Below are 20,442 nucleotides of genomic sequence, written 5' to 3'. Positions count from 1 at the left end.
CGCTGGCTCAGCCCATGCGTGGCTGCAGCGTCTTGCTGTAGACCGAGTCGCCGTGGATGTCACGCAGGTCCACGGTCAGCTCGCGGCTCTGGGCGTCGATGTTGATCTCGCCAAAGAACTGCAGGCCCGACAGCGGCGACAGGTTGGCCTGGCCAGCTGGCGGCGTCTTCTGGAAGACCACTTGCCCGCCGAAGGTGCCATCCATCGTGTTGGGGCCGAAAGTGCCGGCATTGAGCGGGCCGGAGACGAATTCCCAGAAGGGCTCGAAGTCCTGGAAGACGGCCTTGTTGGGGTCGTAGTAGTGCGCGGCGCAGTAGTGCACGTCGGCGGTGAGCCACACAGTGTTGCGCACGCGCTGCTTCTTGATGAAGCTGAACAGCTCGGCGAACTCCAGCTCGCGGCCCATCGGGGCGCCGTTGTTGCCGTTGGCCACGGCCTCCCAGCGGTCCAGGCCTTGTGCCGTCTTGCCGTCACCGATGTTCAGGCCGATGGGCATGTCAGCGGCGATGACCTTCCATGTGGCGCGTGACGAAGCCAGGCTCCGCTTGAGCCAGTCGAGCTGTTCGCGGCCGAGGAAGGCGGCCTCGGGGCCGGCTTGTGTCTGCAGGTTGGCGCTGTTGGCGCCACGGTAGCTGCGCATGTCCAGCACGAACACTTCCAGCAGCGGGCCGTAGCAGAACTTGCGGTACACGCGCTGCGACTCGGTGGCGTCGAAGGGGCGCATGGGCGCGTATTCCATGAAGGCGCGCGCACCACGTGCGATCAGCAGGGGCACGTTCTTTTCGGTGTAGCGGGCGTCGCCGCTGAGGTCTTTGGAATCCGACCAGTTGTTGCACACCTCGTGGTCGTCCCATTGCCAGATCTGCGGCACTTCGGCGTTGAAGCGGCGCAGGTTGTCATCCAGCAGGTTGTAGCGATAGCGGCCGCGGAATTCGTTGAGCGTCTCGGCCACCTTGCTGACTTCGGGCGTGACGATGTTGGTCCACAACTGGCCACCTTCAGCGGTGACGCTTTCCTTGATGGGGCCGTCCGCATAGATGTTGTCGCCGCTGTGGATGAAGAAGTGCGGTGCGCGCTGGCGCATGGCTTCGTAGATCTTCATGCCGCCGAAGCTGGGGTTGATGCCCCAGCCCTGGCCGGCGGTGTCACCACCCCATTGGAAGCGGATGTCCTGGCCCGCACGGCCACGGCCGTGTCCACCGGTGAGCCAGCTCAGGTCCGACGCAAAGCAGGGCAGGGTGGTGAAGCGCGTGGTGAGGGGCTCGCTCAGGGCGCGGTCGTTGTTCAGACTCTGGAAGCTGACGCGCACGAAGACCTCGCGGCCACCGGGCAGCTTGCTGAGGTCCTGGCGGGCGGTGAAGTCGGTGGTCTCCAGGGCATACGGGCCCACGATCCTGGTGGCCTTCTTGAAGGACTCGTCCAGGCTGTATTCGACCAGCATGCGCGAAGGGCGGTCGGCACGGCTCCACACCATCATGGCGTCGCCACGCGGGTCACCCAGCTGCAGGCCTTGTGCAGCCACGGGGCGCTCGGCGTCCGAGGTGATGATGGCCGGCGCACCGGCTGATGTGCTCTGGGCTTGGGCCATGCCCGGCTTGAACAAGGCCGGCAGGGCCACACCGGCAGCGGCCGATGCGGTGGTGTTGAACAGGAAGGCCCGGCGGGAGGCCTGTTGCTGCTTGTCTTGCTTGCTCATGTGACTGCATCTCCTGATGGTGGTAACCGGACTCGGTCGATCAGGGCTGCAGCCTAGAGCGCTTGTGTGAATGGGGCTTGACGGTGCAGGGGCCAGGCATAAGCCGGTTGGCGGTGTCAGCCAGGGCTGCCATGCCCCAGCACGCGCAGGCCCAGCAAGAGCAGCACGGCCAACGCCAGCACGGCTGACAGGGTCTTCCAGAAGATCACCGGGTTGCGCTCGATGAGCGCGGGTCCACGGTCTTGCTGATACTGGGCGCCTGGCGTGTGCAGGTCATGCACGAACTCCGACAGGGCCTCTTGTCGCTTGCCCATCTGGGGGTGAAGCGCCCGACGCAGCACGGCATCGAGCCAGGGCGGGAGGTCCGGGCGGTGCACGCTGAGCGAGGCATAACGCAGGCGGTGCAGATCGCCTGGCGAGCGCAGTTGGGTCACCTGCAAACCATAGGGCAACTGGCCCGTGAGTAACTGGTAGGTGATCACGGCCAGCGAGAACAGCTCCGATTGCGGGGTGCCCACGCCGCCCACGAAGTATTCCGGTGCGGTGTATTGCAGCGAGCCGAGGATGGCCTGGGGGCGGGCCTGCGCCGTGCCTTCGGTCAGACCGGCCACATGGGTGGAGGCCAGGTCGATGATCTTGATGGTGCCGTGCTGGTCCAGCATCAGGTTCTCCGGGCGCAGATCCTGATGCAGCATCTCCTTGCGGTGAAAGGCCTGCAGGCCTTTGGCCACCTGCTCGACGATGCGCCGCACGCTGCCAAGATCTGGCCTGGGGTGGTCGATCATCCATTGCGCCAGCGTGGTGCCTTCCACGTACTCCATGGCCACGAAGAGGTGCTCGCGCGGACGCTCGGCCACGCAGGCCTTGAGCACATGCTCACTGTCGAGCCGGCGCGCGATCCATTCCTCCAGCAGGAAGAGGTCGAGGTAGGCCGGGTCATGTTGCAAGTCAACCGACGGGGTCTTGAGCGCCACTTGTTGCCCGCTGGCCTGGTCCACCGCCAGGTGCACATGGCTGCGTGAACTCGCATGCAGTTCGCGCACGATGGTGTAGCCCTCGAAGCTCATGCGCGCGTGCAAGGGGGGTGGCAGGCGCAGGCCTTCGCGTTGGGCCAGCAGCTGCGAGGCCTGCTCGTCGGGCAGGGCATCAATGCGCACGATCTGAAGCGTGAGGTTGTCCTGGCTGCCCCGTTCGAGGGCGATGGCGGTGAGCGAGGCCGCAGCCGCGTCGAAGTCCGTTGGGTGCTGCTGCAAGGCCGTGTGCACGGCCGCCGCATCGAGGTGTTCATACGCACCGTCTGTGGCCAGCAGGTAGATGTCGCCCACGTCGGTGGGGCAGCAGCGGTAGTCGATGTCCACAGAAGGGCCGGCACCCAGGGCACGACCCAGATAGGTTTCGGCCGACGACAGGCGCACGCGGTGGTCTTCGGTGAGTTGCTCCAGCGCAAGCGGGTGCAGCTTGTAGATGCGCGCGTCGCCCACGTGCAGCAGATGGGCCTCACGCCCTTTGAGGATCAAGGCGCTGAAGGTGCAGACGTAGCCTCGCTCCTTGTCGAAACGGGCGTCGCTCTTTTGGGTCTGGGCATGCAGCCAGGAGTTGGTGGCATTCAGCACGCGCTGCGCGGCACGCCGCACCGACCAGGCCTCGGAGGTGCTGTAGTAGTCGTCCAGGAAGCCGCGCACCGCCGCGGCGCTGGCCACCTGGCTGACCGCGCTGCTGCTGATGCCATCCGCCAGGGCCAGCGCGATGCCCTTGGTACGCAGCTGGCTGCCCTGCGGCACGGTGGCGCCATGGAAGTCCTGGTTGACGGCCTTGCGCCCGGCCTGCGAGTGCTGGCCGAGCGTGACGTGCAGCGTCGCGGGCTGTGGGGCGCGCATGTGCCCGGTGTGCTCCGTGCCTTCGGTGCCTGGTGTCAGGCCGCCACGCGCTTGGGCGCAGTCTTGTAGTGCGTGGAGTAGAGCGTGGCCCCGACGAAGGTCAGGCCACCCACCAGGTTGCCGACCACCGTGGGGATTTCATTCCAGATGAAGTAGTCCATCAGCGTGAAGTTGCCGCCCAGCATCAGGCCTGAGGGGAACAGGAACATGTTGACGATGGAGTGCTCGAAGCCCATGTAGAAGAACACCAGGATGGGCATCCACATGCCGATGACCTTGCCGGACACCGAGGTCGACATCATCGCGGCGACCACGCCGGTGGACACCATCCAGTTGCACATCACGCCGCGGATGAACAGCGTCAGCATGCCGGCGGCACCATGGGCGGCGTAGCCCACCGTGCGGCCTTCGCCGATGTGGCCGATCTTCTGGCCGATGGCGTTGGGCGCTTCGCTGAAGCCGAAGGTGAAGATGATGGCCATGAACACGGCCACCGTGAGCGCGCCCGCAAAGTTGCCCAGGAACACCAGCGACCAGTTGCGCATGACGCCGCCCCAGGTGGCGCCCGGGCGCTTGTCCAGCACGGCCAGCGGCACCAGCGTGAACACGCCCGTGAGCAGGTCGAAGCCCATCAGGTAGAGCATGCAAAAGCCGACCGGGAAGAGCAGGGCGCCGATCAGCGGGTTGCCCGTGTTGACGGTGATGCTGACCGCAAAGGCGGCGGCGAGGGCCAGGATGGCCCCAGCCATGTAGGCGCGGATGATGGTGTCGCGGGTGGACATCAGCAGCTTGGATTCACCGGCATCGACCATTTTGGTCACGAACTCGTTGGGGGCGAGATAGGCCATACGGACTTCCTTTGAAGAGTGAGGATGGAAAAGCAAAAACGGCGCACCCCCAGGTATCGGCGTGAAGCCGATGCTGGACGGGACGCCGTTATCCACGTATGCGAGTCATCAGGCCGCCTTTAGCCTGACGCGTCAGTGGTACGCAGGTTCCATGCCTGCTTTTGGCCGCCTATTTCTGGTGCGTGCTGCCCGGCGGGGCGAAGGCGAAGTCGGGCAGTGCCAGCGTGGCCTCGGCCACATCCAGCAGCCGGCGGTTGTGGTCCATGGAGGCCTTTTGCAGCGCGCGGAAGGCCGCTTCTTCCGTCAGGCCCATGCGGGCCATCAAGGCGCCCTTGGCCCGCTCGATCACCTTGCGCTCATGCAGGGCGCGGCGTGCGGCTTCCAGCTCGGACTCCATGTTGGCCAGGCGCGTGGACTGCGCCTGCAGCAGGTCGACCAGCGAGGACACCGAGGGCTGATCGGGTGTGAGCAGAGCGGGGGCGGCATCAACGGTCTCCCTGGCGTTGAAGAACCGGGCTACGGCACCGCTGTGGGGTGGGGGGTTGTCGCGCAACCGTTGCAACAGACCCTCGGAGTCCTGCTGGTCCTGCTCTGCCGCCTGGATCTGCGCCTGGCAGGCCTGGCGCAGGCATTGCACCAGCTCGACCTGCAGCCGCCCCATTTCAGAGATGCGTTCGCTGGTCACCGCGAACCAGGTGTCGCTCAGGCTCGTGTCCAGCCTGGCGCCGGGCTTGGCCATGCACAAGGTGCGGCGCAGGCGTTCCAGCTGGGCCATGTTGGGCGTGAGCTGCAGCTGCTGCCAGCGCGCACGCAAGGCAGGTTCGGCGAACTCGTCGAACACCTGCAGGCTGCGCTCTTGTGCGTCGATCAGGTGCACGATGCGCTGCTGCTCGGCTTCGTCGTTCGCACCCGAGGCCAATAGCTGGGCGCCGACGGCGCGTTCCTGGCCCGCGGCCTCCTTGCCTTGCACCAGGTGCACAAAGGCCACCAGCAGGCGGGAGATGCCGGGGTGCTGCGCCGCATCGGCCACATGGAAGATCAGCTCGACCAGGCCGGCAATCAGGCGGCTGAAGGCGGCGACGGCCTCGTGCGCCGTAGGTTGGCGCTGTGCAATCTGCACGCGCAGATCGGCCAGGGCGTCCAGGCCCAGCAGGGCCCAGGCCATCAGCGACAAGGTGCGGGCCGAAGCGCCTTGCTCCGGCGCCATCTGTTGCTCGAACAGCGCGCGCAGCGCCACCTCGATGGGCTGGGCCTTGTCCACGGCTGCCTGCCGTTCGGCCTGGAAGCGCTGGCCGCCCGAGGCCAGGAAGATGCTGGTCACGCCCCGCTCACGCTGCAAGGCGTGGATCAACTGCCCGATGACGTTGGCCAGCTCGACGCGCCCGGCCAGGTGGCGCATGGCCTCGATCTCCAGTTGCTTGGCGCGCAGAACGAGGTGAGAGGCGGACAGGGGCATGGCAGAGGGGTTGTCATCGACACAGGTCCGCCATTGTCCGCAATTTGCGGCCTCACCGCGCATGAAGCAGATCAATTCAGCGCGACCAGCACCTGCCCGTTTTGATTGCGCACGTCGTGCGTTTGCAGCCTGTAGTCCGGCGTTTCCAGGCACTCGCCGGTGAGCAGGTCAAAGTGGTGCTTGTACAGCGGCGAGGCCACCACCACGCGCTCACCCAGGCTGCCGATCAGCCCGCGTGACATCACGCTGGCGCCGGTCTTGGGGTCCAGGTTGTCAACGGCGAACAGCTTGTTGTGCCCGACGCGGAAGACCGCGATGTGGCGGCCCTCCACCAGGGCACACACGCCCGTGTTGGGCACGATGGCATCGATCGGGCAGACGGACACCCAGTCCTCAACGGGTTTCAGTACGGCGTTCATTGGTGTTTCCTTCCTTGGCGTGATGACAGCGCTTGGTGTCGGTGGCTTGCATCAGTTGGCGACATCGGCGGTTTCGCGCTCTTCAGGGCGCGCCGGGCGAATCTGGCCGCGTTCCTTGACGAACACGATGCGCTCGTCCTTGGCATCGCTGTTGACGAAAGAGCGGAAGCGCTGGCGCACCTCGGGATTGGTCACGGCGGTTTTCCATTCGCACTGGTAGGTGTCCACCACGTGCTGCATCTGCGCCTCCAGTTCGGCGGCCAGGCCCAGCGTGTCCTGGATCAGCACGCCCTTGAGGTAGTCCAGCCCACCTTCGAGGTTGTCGCGCCAGGTGCTGGTGCGCTGCAGGCGGTCGGCCGTGCGCACATAGAACATCAGGAAGCGGTCGATCAGCTTGAGCAGCTCGGCCTTGCTCAGGTCCGAGGCGATCAGCTCGGCGTGGCGGGGCTTCATGCCCCCGTTGCCGCACACATACAGGTTCCAGCCCTTCTCGGTGGCGATCACGCCCACGTCCTTGCCTTGCGCTTCGGCGCATTCACGCGTGCAGCCCGACACACCAAACTTGATCTTGTGCGGCGCACGCAGGCCCTTGTAGCGGTTCTCCAGCTCCACGGCCAGGCCCACGCTGTCGTCCACGCCATAACGGCACCAGGTCGAGCCCACGCAGCTCTTGACCGTGCGCAGCGACTTGCCATACGCATGGCCCGACTCGAAGCCCGCCGCGATCAGCTCTTCCCAGATCAGGGGCAGCTCTTCCACACGCGCGCCAAACAGGTCCACGCGCTGGCCACCGGTGATCTTGGTGTACAGGCCGTACTTCTTGGCCACCTGGCCCACGGCGATCAGGCCTTCGGGCGTCACCTCGCCACCGGGCATGCGCGGCACCACCGAGTAGCTGCCGTCCTTCTGGATGTTGCCCAGGAAGTAGTCGTTGCTGTCTTGCAGGCTGGCCAGCTCCTTCTTGAGCACGAACTCGTTCCACACCGAGGCGAAGATGGACGCGGCGGTGGGCTTGCAGATGTCGCAGCCCAGGCCCTTGCCATGCTTGGCCAGCAGGTCGTCGAAGGTCTTGATCTCGCCGACGCGGATGAGGTGGTACAGCTCCTGGCGCGAGTAGGGGAAGTGCTCGCACACATGGTTGTTCACGGCCATGCCACGCTTGCCCATCTCGGCCTTCATGACCTGCGTGACCAGCGGCACACAGCCGCCACAGGTGGCGCCGGCCTTGGTGCAGGACTTCAATTGCGCGATGGTGGTGGCGCCATCGCCCACGGCCGCGCAGATCTGGCCTTTGCTCACGCTGTTGCACGAGCAGATCATGGCGCTGTCAGGCAAGGCGTCGGGGCCCAGGCCGGGCTTGGCCTTGCCGTCGCTGGACGGCAGGATCAGGAACTCGGGGTCGGCCGGCAGGGTGATGCCGTTGAGCGCCATCTGCAGCAAGGTGCCGTATTCATCGGCATTGCCGACCAGCACGGCGCCCAGCAGCTTCTGGCCATCTTCGCTGACAACGATCTTCTTGTAGATCTGCTTGACCTCGTCGATGTACTGGAAGGCGCGGCTGTGCGGGGTCTTGCCGTGGGCGTCCCCGATGGAGGCCACGTCCACGCCCATCAGCTTGAGCTTGGTGCTCATGTCGGCGCCGGTGAAGCTGGCTTGTGCGTCGCCCGCAATGTGTTTGGCGGCGATGCGGGCCATGTCGTAGCCAGGGGCCACCAGGCCGAAGGTCTGCTCGTGCCACGAGGCGCACTCGCCGATGGCGTAGACATCGTGGTCGCTGGCGCGGCAGTGGTCGTCGATCACCACGCCGCCGCGTGGGCCGATGGCCAGCACGCATTGGCGGGCCAGTTCATCACGCGGGCGGATGCCGGCGGAGAACACGATCATGTCGGTCTCCAGGTAGCTGCCGTCTTCGAACACCATGCGGTGCAGGTGCTCGGCACCGTCCACGATCTTCACGGTGCTGTGGCTGGTGTGCACGTGCACGCCCAGCGCTTCGATCTTGTTGCGCAGGATGCGGCCACCGCCTTCGTCCACCTGCACGGCCATCAGGCGCGGGGCGAACTCGACGACGTGGGTGTCCAGGCCCATGTCGCGCAGGGCCTTGGCGCATTCCAGGCCCAGCAGGCCACCACCCACCACCACGCCGTTCTTGGCCTTGGCACCGGCTGCCTTCATGGCATCCAGGTCTTCAATGGTGCGGTAGACAAAGCACTTGTCGCGCTCGCGGCCCGGGATGGGTGGCACGAAGGGCACGGAGCCGGTGGCCATCACCAGCTTGTCGTAGACCAATTCTTCGCCATCGGCCGTGGTCACGGTATTGGTGCGGCGCTCGATGGCCGCGGCCTTGGCGGCCAGGCGCAGCTTGTAGCCGGTGCGTTCGAAGAAGCCGGGCTCGACCACAGACAGGTCTTCGGCCGACTTGCCCGAGAAGTATTCAGACAGGTGGACCCGGTCGTAAGCGGGGCGAGGCTCCTCGCACAGCACCGTGATCTCGGCATCCTTCAAGCCGGTCTCAGCCAGGCTTTCAAGGAATTTGTGGCCAACCATGCCATGACCAACGACGACGATCTTCATGTGTGCTCCTGCGACGGCGAAGGCAAACCGGTGGGATGAGCGAGGCTCGAATCCGGCAGGTTTGCCAGAGGGAAAAAATGAGCGGGCACCTGGCCACACGGACCAAAGGCATCCAACTGATTTCCGCCGTCGTTAGCGGAGAGGGGGTGTGCACACTGAGGCGACCTTACCTGCATGCACACCATCACATATGCAACATGCGTGCCAGGCTGCCAGCGCTGGAAATGCACCAGCGCCGGGCCGTGGCGCGGTGGGGTGGGGGGCATGTCGCACCGCATCGGTGCGATCCCGCTGTCTCGCGCCAGACGAGTGGCGTTCAGTCCGTGCTGGCCGCTGGTGATCGGGACACCGCGGCCTGACACGAAGCCACAGCAAAGTGGTGCTAAGGTGATGCACTGAATTTCGTTCGAGAGACTGAAGGGCCCGCTGTGCGGGCGGACAGGGGACTCGGTGCAGATGGATACCTGGCATGCTTTGCCGTTGGCCGTGCAGGCCCGTCATGAGGTGGCGGCCGTGCGGGGCACGGTCGTGGATGTGCGTGGCACGCCGCTGCCACAACTTGGCCACCTCCTGACCGTCTCGCTGAACCAGCATCAAATCATGCTGGTGGTGGTGCAACACGTGTCAGAGCACATGGTCCGCGCCATTGCTTTACAAACCTCGGACGGGCTGGCGCGGGGCATGCCCGTTCACGACAGCGGCGCCCCTTTGTCGGTGCCCGCGGGCGAGGGCTGCCTCGGGCGGCTGATCAATGTGTTGGGCCAGCCCCTGGACGGTGGCCCGCCGCTGAGCCAGGTGGCATGCCGGCCCGTGGTCGCGGCACCGCCGCTGCTCATCGACACCGTGCCCGGCAAACACATCTTGCCCACGGGCGTCAAGGTCATCGATCTGCTGTGCCCCTTCGTGCGCGGGGGCAAGACAGGGCTGTTTGGCGGCGCCGGCGTCGGCAAGACGGTGCTGATGATGGAGTTCATGCATGCCGTGAGCAGCATGTACCAGGGGGCATCGGTCTTTGCCGGCGTGGGCGAACGCATCCGAGAAGGCCACGAGCTGTGGCATGAAATGCGCGAAGCTGGCGTGATGGACCGCTCGGTCATGGTCTTCGGCCAGATGGACGAAACGCCTGGTGTGCGCTTCTTCACCGGCTTCACCGCGCTGACCTGCGCCGAGGCCTTGCGCAATGCCGGTCACAGCGAAGTGCTGTTCCTGATGGACAACCTGTTTCGCTTCATCCAGGCCGGCACCGAGATATCGGGCCTGCTGGGGCGCATGCCGTCCAGTGTGGGTTACCAGCCCACTTTGCTCACCGAGATCGCCAGCCTGGAAGAACGCATCCTCTCAACCGCGCAGGGTGCGATCACCGCCGTGCAGGCGGTATACGTCCCGGCTGACGACATGAGTGACCCGTCCATCGCGGCCATCCAGGCCCACCTGGATACGGTGGTGGTGTTGTCGCGTGACCAGGCCGCGCGGGGCATCTACCCGGCGGTGGACCCGCTGGCATCCAACAGCCGCATGATGGATGTGCGCCTCGTGGGCGAGCGCCACCACCGGGTGGCCTCGGGCGTGCGCGAGCACCTGGCCCGCTACAAGGAGCTGGAGGACATCATCGCCATGCTGGGCATCGAAGAGCTGTCGCCCGATGACCGCCGCATCGTGATGCGCGCACGCCGGCTGCAGCGCTACCTGACCCAGCCCTTCTTTGTCGTGGCCGATCACTCGGGCCTGGCTGGCGAGACGGTGCCGCTCGACACCGTGCTGGCCGACTGCGAACGCTTCCTCGATGGCGCGTATGACCACCTCACCGAAGACGCGTGCTACATGAAGGGGGCCATGCCCACATGAGCGCACCGACCATCACCGTGATGTTGCTCGATGGGCGCAGCGCGACCCGCCTCGATCAGGTCATGAGCCTGATTGCGCAAGACGCGTCCGGGCAGTTCGGCATCCTGCCCGGCCACGCCGGTCTGGTCACGGTCCTGGAGCCCGGCTTGTTCCGGTACCGCACGAGCCAGGGCCCAGGCTGGCAGCATGGCGCCAGCGCTGGCGGCTTGTTGCTCTGCGAGCGTGGCGCGAGCTCAACGCAGGTTCGCATGGTCAGCCGGCGCTTCCTGCTGGGTGAGGAGCCTGAGTCTTTACAACATCAACTGGATGATCTGCTGGCCAGCGAGCGCACACTGCGCATGAGTACCCGAGACAGCGTGGCGCAATTGGACCAGGCCCTCTACCAACGCATGCAGCAACTGGCCCAGACCGGGCAGGCGACATCATGAGCGACGAGGACGACGATCGGTTGCGCAAGCAGCTGTCCCGGCAGATCCGCCAGCTGCGCACCCCTCGAACGCGCGGCGTGCTGGGCTTGCTGGTCACCGGCGGCACGGCGGGCTTGCTGCTGACGGTGCCCTTGATCGCGGGCGCCTACCTGGGCCGCTGGCTGGACGAGCAGGCCGCTGGCTACTCGTTCCGATGGACGATCAACCTGATCCTGCTGGGGCTGGCCGTGGGCATCTACAACGTCTACCGATTCTTCAAGGAGCACGGCCAATGACGGGCCTGGACGCATCGGTCTGGCTGCAATGGCACGGCATCGCCCTGCGTGAGCCCTTGATCCTGTCCGTGTTGATCACCGTTTTGCTGGCGGGTGTGTCCTGGCGCATCGGGCTTCTTCTGCGTCGAGACGGTGGGGCCGTGCCGCGCCTGGCCAGCGCAGCCTACACCCTGATGCACGACGCCGTGGCCGAGGTCGTCGCGCCGCAGCATGTGGCCCGCGTGCTGCCCTTCGTCGCCAGCTTGTGGTTGTTCATCCTGCTGTCCAACCTGCTGGGGCTGGTGCCGGGGCTGTCATCGCCGACGCGCGATCTTTCCGTGACCAGCGCATTGGCCGTGATCGTCTTCGTGGCCGTGCACGTGTATGGCATCCGCGCCGCAGGGTTGGGGCCCTACCTCAAGCACTACCTGTCGCCCAGCCCCATCCTGCTGCCCTTTCACCTGATCAGCGAGGTCACGCGCACGCTGGCCCTGGCCATCCGCCTGTTCGGCAACATGATGAGCCTGGAGATGGCCGCCATGCTGGTGCTGCTGGTGGCGGGCTTGCTCATCCCCATCCCCCTGCTCCTGCTGCATGTGGTCGAAGCCTTGGTGCAGGCCTACATCTTCGGCATGCTCGCCCTGATCTACATCGCCAGTGCGCTGGAGGTCAGCGAGGCGCATCGGGGTGACGATGCAACGCCGCCTACGTCTTCCTCATCTTGACAAGGAACTTCCATGAATGATCTGCACATGTTCAGCCTGGCGTCGACCGTGGTGGCCGGCCTGGTCATCGCCCTGGGCGTCTTCTTCCCGGCCGTGGCCATGGGCAAGGCCATTGCGGCCGCGCTGGATGCGCTGGCCAGGCAGCCCGAGGCCGAGAAGTCCATCAGCCGCACGCTGTTCATTGGCCTGGCGATGATCGAATCGCTGGCCATCTACTGCCTGGTCATCGCCCTGATCATCCTGTTTCGCAACCCTTTGCTGGAGTACTTTCTCAAGTAACGGGAGGCCACCATGGAACTTGACGGCACCACCTTCGTCCTGGAGATCATCAACTTCCTGGTGTTGATCTGGCTGCTCAACCGATTTCTGTTCCGCCCTATCCAGGCCGCGCTCCAGGCCAAGGCGGATCGGGAAGCGATGCAGGCCCGGGAGCTGGCAGAACAGCGCGCAGCGGTGCAAGCCAGCGCGCAAGAACTCAAGCAGCAGATGGCCGATCTGGCCGCGCAACGCGTGAAGGCCGAGGCGGCGTTGAGCGCCGACATGGCCGCGCTCAAGCAAAAGCGCATGCAGGTGCTCGATACCGAGTTGCAGGCCGAGCGGGACAAGGCCAAGGCCCGTGCGGAGCAGGAGCGTATGCGCCTGTGTGACCAGAGTGAACAGGTCATGCGCCAGCGCACCTCGGCCTTTGTCTCGGCGTACATGGCGCGCCTGGCTTCACCGGCGCTGGAGGCGGCCATCATCGATGTCTTTCTCGCGGATCTGGCTGCGCAGTCCGACCAGGCCACGCTGGCCTTGCGTGATGGCTGGGCGCAGTCCCGCAGCGACGCGCCGGTCATCGACGTGAGCACGGCCTACCCGCCGTCGACGGTGCTGTGCGAACGTGTCGAAGCGCAACTCAGTGCCCTCATGGGGCAGGCCGCCAAGGTCGTCTGGCGTGAAGACCCGTCTTTGCTGTCAGGCATCTGCGCGCACCTGCCCGGCCACCAGTTGGAGGCCAGCTTGCGTCATGGCGTCGATGCCTTCGTGCAGGCGCCCCTCGACACCCCACCGGTGGTGGCGCCGGCATGAACCCCATTGGTCTGGTCATCGAGGAAGTGGGCACGGTCATCGGTCTGGCCGATGGCATCGCCTGGCTGCAGGGCCTGCCTTCCGTCTCGCTGGGCGAGGTGCTGGTCTCCCAGGATGGCAGCCGCGCCTGGGTGTTCCAGCTGGACGAAGCGCTGGTGGGCTGCATCCTGCTGGAGCAGACGGGGGACCTGACCGCGGGCTTGCGCATGCGCCGCAGCGGGCAAAGGCTGAACCTGGCGTGTGGTGATGCCTTGTTGGGGCGCGTGGTGGACCCCCTGGGGCGGCCGCTGGACGGCCTGCCCGCGCCGGTGCTCACCGACCAGCGCCCCATGGATGCGCGCTCGCCGGCCATCATCGAGCGTGACCCGGTCAACCGTCCGCTCTACACCGGCAACACGATCATCGATACCTTGCTGCCCATCGGCCGGGGGCAGCGCGAACTGTTGATCGGCGACGACGGCACGGGCAAAAGCGCCATCGCGCTGGACGCCATCCTTCACCAACATGATCAAGGCGTGCGCTGCGTGCTTGTGCTGATCGGGCAACGCCGCGCGGAAGTGGCCGAGACCCTGCGCGTGCTCACCGAGCAGGGCGCCCTGGCACACACGACGGTCGTGGTCGCCGAGGCCGGCACGCTGCCCGGCCTGCAATACCTCGCGCCGTTCGCGGGCTGTGCCCTGGCCGAGTCCTGGATGCACGCGGGGCACGACACCCTCATCGTCTACGACGATCTGGGCAAGCATGCGCAAGCCTACCGCGAGTTGTCGCTGCTGCTGCGGCGCACGCCGGGTCGCGAGGCCTATCCGGGGGACATCTTCTATCTGCATTCGCGCCTCCTGGAGTGCTCGACGCAACTCAGTGCGGCCCTGGGCGGGGGCAGCATGACGGCCATTCCCATCGTGCCCACGCAACTGGGCGAGATATCCAGCTACATCCCCACCAACCTGATCTCCATCACGGACGGGCAGGTCTACCTGAGCAACAAGCTGGTGGCCGCGGGCATGTTCCCGGCCATCGATGTGGGCACCTCGGTGTCGCGCATCGGTGGCAAGGCGCAAGACCGCGCCATTGCCCATGAATGCAAGCGCCTGCGCCTGGACTATCTGCAGTTCCTGGAGCTGGAGCTCTTCACGCGCTTTGGCACCCACCTCGATGACGAGACGGCCGCCAAGATGAAGCGCGGCCATTTGTTGCAGGCCTTGTTTCGCCAGAGCCGGCTGGCACCTCGGCCCGTGGCTTACAACATGGCCTGGCTGGTGGCGCTCAACGAAGGTTGGCTCAGCGAGCTTGATCAGGCCAGCCTGCAGCGGGCCCTGGCAGACCTGTCCGAGCATCTGCCTGCCGCACCCGGCCTGAGTGTGCCGCGTGAACAGTGGGTGGCTGCGGTGGCCAACTGGCTGGGGCGCGCGCCATGAGTGGCGAGACCGTGCTGCGCGAACGCGGCAAATTGCTTGAAGAGCTGCGCCAGATCGTGCAGTCGATGAAGAACCTGGCCTTTGCGGAGCTGCAGCGTGTCTCGCGCATGAGGCAGGCCCACGCCCTGGCGCATGAAGCCTTGTCTGATGCCCTGGGGGTGATCGCCGAGGGTGAGTCGCAAGCGGGCGAGCCCGCGGGCGGGCGGCAAACCTGGTTGGTGCTGGGCGCCGAGCGCGGTTTTTGCGGCGCCTTCAATGCCCAGTTGGCCGCGTCGGCAAGCGCCCTGCGTGCCGACGACCCGCAGGCGAGCTTGCTGATCGCCAGTCGCCGCCTGTTGATGCAGCTGGAGGGCCAGTGCGACGAGCTGCAGGCCTTGCCGGGTTGTGCCACATCGCAAGAGGCCGACATGGTGCTGGATGCCTGGCTGGATCAAGTGAACCTGGCCCTGCAGGGGGGCGACCGGATCGGCTTGCTGTACGCCGGCGACGATGGGCTGGTGCGCCAGCAACTGTGGCCGCCGGCCTCGCCGCTTGCGTGCACGGCACGCCATGCGCCGCAAACATATCTGCCGGTGAGCACCTTGCGCGAGGCCTTGAACCGCCAGGCCCTGCGCCTGGCGATTCAAGGTGCACTGTATGCCTCGCTGGAGCAGGAGAACCACTGGCGCCTGGCCCAGATGCAGCGCGCGCAGGACCACCTGGATGAATTGGGCCGTGCCCTGCGGCAACGTCATGCCGCCCTGAGGCAGGCCAACATCACCAATGAGCTGGAGACCCTGGCCAGCAGTGCCATGGTGTCGGGCGGGCCGTGACTGGTGTCGTGCTGCACGCACAAAAAAAACGGAGCCCAGCGGGCTCCGAAAAAAGTCGCTCTGACTGCTTGATCAAAATTCAAATCCGCCAGAGCCTTGATTATATTTGTACAAATGGTATTTTCTCGGCCCCAGCGCACGAATGTTCATGACGAAAGCGCGGCCAGCATGAGGTCCAGCATGGCGGGCATCTCGCTCACACTGTCGATGAAGAACTGAGCCTGAGAGTTGGCGTCATCCCGCCCGACCCGCACCGTCAGCCAGTTCGGGTCATGGCGTGCGAACACGGGTTCGTCGTTGATGTCGTCGCCGACAAACACCGCGCAGTCCACCTGGCAGCGACTGACCAGCGTGGCCAGGGCCTGCGCCTTGTCATGGGCTGATTTCGACACCACATTGACGACGAATTTGCCGCCGAACGCCTTGAGGCCCGGGTCCAGTCTGGCCAGCAGGCCTGCGATGGCGTTCGAGGCAGCGTGCCGATCGCGCGCCAGGCGGTAGTGCAGGGCCAGGGAGGCCCCCTTGTCCTCGACGACGACACCCACCTGGTCCAGCAGGACGCGCGCGCCTTTCAAGCGCATGCGAAAGCCATCCAGTACCTGTGCGTGGTCCTGATCCGGCGGCATGGCCGGGTCTTCCGCACCGTGGTTGCCGATCACGTAGGCGGGCTCGAACTGCAGTCGGCCCAGCACGTCGTCCACGCTTCGCCCGGAGATGATGGCGATGCTCAGGTGGGCCGATAGCGCCTTGAGCCGTCTGGCAACGGGCATGGAGACCCTGGCGTCATCTGGCCTGGAAACAATGGGCGCGAGCGTGCCATCGAAATCGAAGGCCAGCAGTGGCTTGCGCAGGATCTGGGTCGTCAGTGAGGCCGTACCCTCGGCCGATAACAGGTGCCTCATGTCAGCTGCTCATGTGTCGTTGTACTCTGGCCTCGATGCGTTCCCGCATGCGCCAGCGGCTGGCATCGGCCAGCATGCGCCCAGCCCATCGGTAGACGTTGTATTCGCGAACGGTCACGCGCAGGCTGGCCATGCGTTCGTGTTGCTCTGCTGCCGGCATGGAGGCAGCTCGGTGCAAGGCGTCGGCGGTCTCCTCGACGTGATACGGGTTCACGATCAGCGCTTCGGGCATCTCACGGGCCGCGCCAGCGAAGCGGCTCAGGATGAGCACGCCTTGCTCGTCGTCTCGGGCCGCCACGAATTCCTTGCAGACCAGGTTCATGCCGTCGTGCAGGCTGGTCACCACGCACATGTGGGCCGCACGGAACAGTTCATTGACGGCGTCGTGTTCATGGTGGGACGCCAGCAGATGGACGGGTTGATACGTGTCGGTGCCGAATCGTTGGTTGATCCGGTCCGTGACCCGATGGATGCGCTCCTGGAAGGCGCGGTACTCCTCCAGTGAAGAGCGTGTGGGCGCTGCCACCTGGACGAACACAAAACGGCCGATCCATTGCGGGTGCTTTTCGAGCAAGCGCTCGACCGCGTGCAGCCGCTCCAGGATGCCCTTGGTGTAGTCGAAACGGTCCACGCCCACCGCCAGGCAGGTGTCGGGCCTCAAGCCAAGCCGCTCGAAGACACGCTGGCGGCAGGTTTCAACGGAAGGCCAGGCCTGCGTCTCAGCTTCGGAAGGCCAAGCGATGGAGATGGGGTAACTCTCCACCAGCGTTTCGTCGTCTCGATAGGAAATGGTGGAGTGCTCCTGCTCGATGCGCGCCTCCAGAAAACGGTCCACCGTTTCCATGAAGTTCTTGCAATGAAAGCGCGTGTGAAAGCCCAGGATGGTGCTGCCCAGCATGCCTTGCAGAATCTCCCTTCTCCAGGGGCAGATGCCAAAGGACTCCGGGTTGGGCCAGGGAATGTGCCAGAACGTCAGGATGGTCGCGCGGGGCAATTTGGCGCGGATCATGGCCGGCAGCAGGGCGAAGTGGTAATCCTGTACCAGCACCACAGGGTCCTCGCCTTTTGCTTCGGCCACCACGGCGTCGGCAAAGCGCTGGTTGATGGCGCGGTAGGCCTCCCAGTCCGACTCACGAAACACCGGGCGCACATGCGCCACGTGACACAGTGGCCACATGCCTTCATTGGCGAAGCCGTAGTAATAGCCTTGCTCTTCTTCTGGCGTCATCCAGATGCGACGCAACTGGTATTCGTTGCTCTCGGGTGGCACGCTGACGCGGTCGTGGGCGTCAACCACCAGCGCGTCGGCGGAGCCGCTGCCATGCGCGATCCAGGTGCCCGAGCAGGCACGCATCACGGGCTCAACGGCCGTCACCAGCCCGCTGGCGGGCCGCTTGACCACGATGCCATCCGGTCCCTTCTCGTGGATATAGGGTTCGCGGTTGGACACCACGATGAGCTGGTCGCCGCGCAACTGCGTGCGCAGCAGGGCGCGCAGGCGCTCAGGGTCCCATTCCGAGATCAAGCCCTGGCTGCGCCGGAACTCGTCTTCCAGATCCCGCAGGCGAGCGCGGATTTCGGTGGCGAAGGGCTGCAGCTCTGGCCTGTTGGCCACCATGGGTGACAAGATGCCCTCGCCCCGCAAGATGGCCTGCATGCCCGATACCCAGCCGCGCCAGCTGATCTGCGCCACCACCACCGTGATCAAGGCAATGGCCAATGCCAGCCCGGTGATGAAGATCACCAGATAGTGGCGGGTGTCTTCGCTGCGGCGTGCGATGAAGCTCAGATCGTGCAGCACCACCAGTTGGCCGGTCGCGCCCGTGCCCAGGTTGACGGGGTGCGAGCCAACGTGCACCGCGCCGGATGGCAAGTCCAGCTGCGGATTGGTCTGCTCCGATATGTCGCGTGCCTGATCGCAATCGAGCGATGAGGGGTAAGCCGGCGTCTTCAGCAACAGTGAACCATCTGCACCGCACAGGCCGATGGCCACGAGGCGTTCATCCTGCGCGGCGCGGTCAAACAGCGCCTGAAGCTTGTTGGATTTCCCATCGACGGAGGCATCGAGGATGGAGTCCGACAAGGTGTTGGAAATGAGCTCGCCACGGATGTTGAGGTCGCGGGCAAACCAGCGCAGGGTCAACCTGTCCATCAGGGGGAGGGCGACGAAAGCTGCAGCGAGCAAGATGGCCAGCAAAGGCAACAGAAAGCGCAGTTGAAGTCGAATGGTCTTCATCCGTTTGAGGTTGGGCCTGCCACGCCACGCACTGTTTCGGGGTTTCATTATATATTTGTACAAATGCAAATGCCTGCAAACAACTTTTCCCAGACCAGCCTGGACCTTGCCCTCGTGGGCAATTGCGCCATCAGTGCCCTGGTTGACATCCGGGGTGACATGGTGTGGTGCTGCATGCCACGCTTCGATGGCGTCCCTGTTTTCCACGCCCTGTTGGGCGCGCCTCAAGACGACGCGGAGCAGGGGCGCCTGCGTGTCGAGCTCGAAGGCATGGTGCGCACGGAACAGTTCTATGAGCGTGGCACCGCGATCGTGCGCACCCGCTTGTTCGATCAACACGGGCAAGCCATCGAGATCACGGACTTTGCGCCGAGGTTCCGCCAGCGCGACCGCATGTTCCGGCCCGCGCAGCTGGTGCGGCGCATTCGCATCCTCAGCGGGCATCCTCGCATTCGCGTGGTGGTCCGGCCCCGGGGCGAGTGGGGGCAACAGGATCCCGAGGTGTCCCGGGGCAGCAACCACCTGCGCTATTTGCTGCCTGGCATCACCTTGCGCCTGACCACCAGCGCGTCACCGACCTACGTTGCAGAAGGCACCTGGTTCACCCTGCATGAGCCCGTCAGTCTGATCTTCGGCCCCGACGAAACGTTGACCGCTGGTGTCGAAGAAACGGCGCGTGACTTTGAAGAGCAGACCTTGCAGCACTGGCGGCAATGGACGCGCCGCCTGGCGGTGCCGCTGGAGTGGCAGGATGCCGTGATCCGCTCGGCCATCACGCTCAAGCTGTGCCAGTTCGAGGAAACAGGCGCCATCGTGGCCGCCATGACGACCAGCATTCCCGAAGCGCCGGACAGTGGCCGCAACTGGGACTATCGCTACTGCTGGCTGCGCGATGCCTTCTTTGTGGTGCGCGCGCTCAACAGCTTGTCCGAGGTAGGGACCATGGAAGACTACCTGCGCTGGCTGCACGACATCGTGCGTGGTGCAGAGGGGCATGTTCAACCCTTGTACGGCATCGGGCTGGAGCGCACGCTGACCGAGCACATCCTGACCGGCCTGCCGGGGTATCGGGGCATGGGGCCTGTGCGTGTGGGCAACCAGGCCTTCGAGCACTTTCAGCATGACGTCTACGGCAACATCGTCATGGGTGCGGCACAGGCCTTCCATGACCAGCGCCTGTTCAGGCCCGCGAACGCCAGCGACTTTCATCTGCTTGAAACCATGGGGGACAAGGCCTGGCAGCTGCATGATCAGCCGGATGCCGGCATGTGGGAGTTGCGCACGCGCGCACGCGTGCACACCTCTTCCTCGCTCATGAGCTGGGCGGCCTGCGATCGCCTGGCCAAGATCGCGAGGGCACTGGCGCTGCCCGATCGTGCGGCGCACTGGCGCGGCCGGGCGGACATCATCCACCGCCGCATCATCGAATGCGCCTGGAGTGAAAAGCGTCAGGCCTTTGTCGAAAGCTTTGGTGGCATGGAGCTGGACGCCAGCGTGCTGCTCATGGCCGAGGTGGGCTTTCTGCCCGCGCGGGACCCGCGGTTCGTGAGCACGGTCAATGCGTTGGAATCGGCGCTGTGCGATGGGCCTTACATGCGTCGCTACGAAGCCGAGGACGATTTCGGCCGACCGGAGTCCGCCTTCAATGTGTGCGCCTTCTGGCGGGTGGATGCGCTCGCCCGCATCGGCCGCCAGCAGGAGGCGCGTGACTGCTTCGAGGCCCTGCTGGCCCGGCGCAACCACGTCGGCCTGCTGTCAGAAGACATGGCGCTGCAGGGCGGGGAGTTGTGGGGCAACTTCCCACAGACCTACTCCATGGTCGGCGTCATCAACGGCGCCGTGAACCTGTCCGAGCCATGGGACAGCGCGGTCTGACCTCTTCTTGTT

17 protein-coding genes are annotated in these 20,442 nt (G+C 65.3%); 9 read left to right on the top strand and 8 right to left on the bottom strand.

All coding sequences use genetic code 11. The features are described from left to right. Positions 1–7 precede the first annotated feature (7 nt). From JY96_RS08490 to nirB, 6 genes are all read right to left on the bottom strand, one after another. Positions 8–1,696, bottom strand: coding sequence for an alkaline phosphatase D family protein (locus JY96_RS08490; protein WP_081961136.1), 1,689 nt, complete (start codon positions 1,694–1,696; stop codon positions 8–10). 116 nt (positions 1,697–1,812) lie between these two features. Beyond that, positions 1,813–3,573 carry a bifunctional protein-serine/threonine kinase/phosphatase gene (locus JY96_RS08485; RefSeq protein ID WP_035036615.1) on the bottom strand — a complete coding sequence of 587 codons (1,761 nt, stop codon included), beginning with the start codon at positions 3,571–3,573 and terminating at the stop codon, positions 1,813–1,815. A gap of 35 nt (positions 3,574–3,608) precedes the next feature. Next, positions 3,609–4,421, bottom strand: a complete 813-nt coding sequence (locus tag JY96_RS08480; protein WP_035036614.1) for a formate/nitrite transporter family protein — start codon at positions 4,419–4,421, stop codon at positions 3,609–3,611. Between the two features lie 169 nt (positions 4,422–4,590). After that, positions 4,591–5,877, bottom strand: coding sequence for a nitrate- and nitrite sensing domain-containing protein (locus JY96_RS08475; protein WP_035036610.1), 1,287 nt, complete (start codon positions 5,875–5,877; stop codon positions 4,591–4,593). A 71-nt stretch (positions 5,878–5,948) separates the two neighbouring features. After that, a complete protein-coding gene (gene nirD / locus JY96_RS08470) occupies positions 5,949–6,296 on the bottom strand; it encodes a nitrite reductase small subunit NirD (RefSeq protein WP_035036607.1) in 348 nt (115 codons plus the stop codon). 51 nt (positions 6,297–6,347) lie between these two features. Continuing rightward, positions 6,348–8,870 carry a nitrite reductase large subunit NirB gene (gene nirB / locus JY96_RS08465; RefSeq protein ID WP_035036600.1) on the bottom strand — a complete coding sequence of 841 codons (2,523 nt, stop codon included), beginning with the start codon at positions 8,868–8,870 and terminating at the stop codon, positions 6,348–6,350. 456 nt (positions 8,871–9,326) lie between these two features. Here nirB and atpD point away from each other — a divergent pair, with 456 nt between their 5' ends. The 8 genes from atpD to JY96_RS08425 are packed head-to-tail and all read left to right on the top strand — an operon-like array spanning position 9,327 to position 15,417. Beyond that, a complete protein-coding gene (gene atpD / locus JY96_RS08460) occupies positions 9,327–10,715 on the top strand; it encodes a F0F1 ATP synthase subunit beta (RefSeq protein WP_052162919.1) in 1,389 nt (462 codons plus the stop codon). Further along, on the top strand, positions 10,712–11,143 hold the full coding sequence (locus JY96_RS08455; RefSeq protein WP_035036597.1) for a hypothetical protein: 432 nt from the start codon (positions 10,712–10,714) through the stop codon (positions 11,141–11,143). The genes atpD and JY96_RS08455 overlap by 4 nt, the downstream gene beginning before the upstream one ends. Then, complete coding sequence (locus JY96_RS08450) at positions 11,140–11,418, top strand: AtpZ/AtpI family protein (protein WP_052162282.1); 279 nt, start codon at positions 11,140–11,142, stop codon at positions 11,416–11,418. The genes JY96_RS08455 and JY96_RS08450 overlap by 4 nt, the downstream gene beginning before the upstream one ends. Next, positions 11,415–12,122, top strand: coding sequence for a F0F1 ATP synthase subunit A (locus tag JY96_RS08445; protein WP_052162281.1), 708 nt, complete (start codon positions 11,415–11,417; stop codon positions 12,120–12,122). Before JY96_RS08450 ends, JY96_RS08445 begins: the two co-directional genes overlap by 4 nt. Positions 12,123–12,149: 27 nt before the next feature. Further along, positions 12,150–12,401 carry an ATP synthase F0 subunit C gene (gene atpE, locus JY96_RS08440; protein ID WP_369796192.1) on the top strand — a complete coding sequence of 84 codons (252 nt, stop codon included), beginning with the start codon at positions 12,150–12,152 and terminating at the stop codon, positions 12,399–12,401. 12 nt (positions 12,402–12,413) lie between these two features. Continuing rightward, positions 12,414–13,190, top strand: coding sequence for a hypothetical protein (locus tag JY96_RS22100; protein WP_052162280.1), 777 nt, complete (start codon positions 12,414–12,416; stop codon positions 13,188–13,190). Further along, the gene (locus JY96_RS08430) at positions 13,187–14,605 is read left to right on the top strand and encodes a F0F1 ATP synthase subunit alpha (protein ID WP_035036594.1); all 1,419 of its coding nucleotides are present in this window, start codon (positions 13,187–13,189) and stop codon (positions 14,603–14,605) included. Before JY96_RS22100 ends, JY96_RS08430 begins: the two co-directional genes overlap by 4 nt. Beyond that, positions 14,602–15,417: a F0F1 ATP synthase subunit gamma gene (locus JY96_RS08425; RefSeq protein WP_152606409.1), complete on the top strand. Its 816-nt coding sequence runs from the start codon at positions 14,602–14,604 to the stop codon at positions 15,415–15,417. The genes JY96_RS08430 and JY96_RS08425 overlap by 4 nt, the downstream gene beginning before the upstream one ends. Before the next feature lie 146 nt (positions 15,418–15,563). On the opposite strand, the gene otsB is transcribed toward JY96_RS08425, so the two are convergent. Further along, positions 15,564–16,319 carry a trehalose-phosphatase gene (otsB, locus tag JY96_RS08420; RefSeq protein ID WP_035036590.1) on the bottom strand — a complete coding sequence of 252 codons (756 nt, stop codon included), beginning with the start codon at positions 16,317–16,319 and terminating at the stop codon, positions 15,564–15,566. Position 16,320: 1 nt separating this feature from the next. Continuing rightward, the gene (locus JY96_RS08415; protein WP_035036587.1) at positions 16,321–18,555 is read right to left on the bottom strand and encodes a trehalose-6-phosphate synthase; all 2,235 of its coding nucleotides are present in this window, start codon (positions 18,553–18,555) and stop codon (positions 16,321–16,323) included. Between the two features lie 69 nt (positions 18,556–18,624). Between JY96_RS08415 and JY96_RS08410 the strand changes: the two genes are divergently transcribed. Then, the gene (locus tag JY96_RS08410; protein WP_035041769.1) at positions 18,625–20,430 is read left to right on the top strand and encodes a glycoside hydrolase family 15 protein; all 1,806 of its coding nucleotides are present in this window, start codon (positions 18,625–18,627) and stop codon (positions 20,428–20,430) included. Positions 20,431–20,442: the final 12 nt, after the last annotated feature.

It is taken from the genome of Aquabacterium sp. NJ1 (genome assembly GCF_000768065.1).
Lineage (GTDB): Bacteria > Pseudomonadota > Gammaproteobacteria > Burkholderiales > Burkholderiaceae_C > Aquabacterium.
The sequence above is the reverse complement of the archived record's forward strand: the minus strand, read 5'-3'. Positions and strand labels throughout refer to the sequence as shown.

Excerpts from the sequence above, each read along its gene's own strand:
- JY96_RS08490 (WP_081961136.1), bottom strand. The coding sequence starts at position 1,696 with ATGAGCAAGCAAGACAAGCAGCAACAGGCCTCCCGCCGGGCCTTCCTG.
- JY96_RS08485 (WP_035036615.1), bottom strand. The coding sequence starts at position 3,573 with ATGCGCGCCCCACAGCCCGCGACGCTGCACGTCACGCTCGGCCAGCAC.
- JY96_RS08480 (WP_035036614.1), bottom strand. The coding sequence starts at position 4,421 with ATGGCCTATCTCGCCCCCAACGAGTTCGTGACCAAAATGGTCGATGCC.
- JY96_RS08475 (WP_035036610.1), bottom strand. The coding sequence starts at position 5,877 with ATGCCCCTGTCCGCCTCTCACCTCGTTCTGCGCGCCAAGCAACTGGAG.
- nirD (WP_035036607.1), bottom strand. The coding sequence starts at position 6,296 with ATGAACGCCGTACTGAAACCCGTTGAGGACTGGGTGTCCGTCTGCCCG.
- nirB (WP_035036600.1), bottom strand. The coding sequence starts at position 8,870 with ATGAAGATCGTCGTCGTTGGTCATGGCATGGTTGGCCACAAATTCCTT.
- atpD (WP_052162919.1), top strand. The coding sequence starts at position 9,327 with ATGGATACCTGGCATGCTTTGCCGTTGGCCGTGCAGGCCCGTCATGAG.
- JY96_RS08455 (WP_035036597.1), top strand. The coding sequence starts at position 10,712 with ATGAGCGCACCGACCATCACCGTGATGTTGCTCGATGGGCGCAGCGCG.
- JY96_RS08450 (WP_052162282.1), top strand. The coding sequence starts at position 11,140 with ATGAGCGACGAGGACGACGATCGGTTGCGCAAGCAGCTGTCCCGGCAG.
- JY96_RS08445 (WP_052162281.1), top strand. The coding sequence starts at position 11,415 with ATGACGGGCCTGGACGCATCGGTCTGGCTGCAATGGCACGGCATCGCC.
- atpE (WP_369796192.1), top strand. The coding sequence starts at position 12,150 with ATGTTCAGCCTGGCGTCGACCGTGGTGGCCGGCCTGGTCATCGCCCTG.
- JY96_RS22100 (WP_052162280.1), top strand. The coding sequence starts at position 12,414 with ATGGAACTTGACGGCACCACCTTCGTCCTGGAGATCATCAACTTCCTG.
- JY96_RS08430 (WP_035036594.1), top strand. The coding sequence starts at position 13,187 with ATGAACCCCATTGGTCTGGTCATCGAGGAAGTGGGCACGGTCATCGGT.
- JY96_RS08425 (WP_152606409.1), top strand. The coding sequence starts at position 14,602 with ATGAGTGGCGAGACCGTGCTGCGCGAACGCGGCAAATTGCTTGAAGAG.
- otsB (WP_035036590.1), bottom strand. The coding sequence starts at position 16,319 with ATGAGGCACCTGTTATCGGCCGAGGGTACGGCCTCACTGACGACCCAG.
- JY96_RS08415 (WP_035036587.1), bottom strand. The coding sequence starts at position 18,555 with ATGAAGACCATTCGACTTCAACTGCGCTTTCTGTTGCCTTTGCTGGCC.
- JY96_RS08410 (WP_035041769.1), top strand. The coding sequence starts at position 18,625 with ATGCCTGCAAACAACTTTTCCCAGACCAGCCTGGACCTTGCCCTCGTG.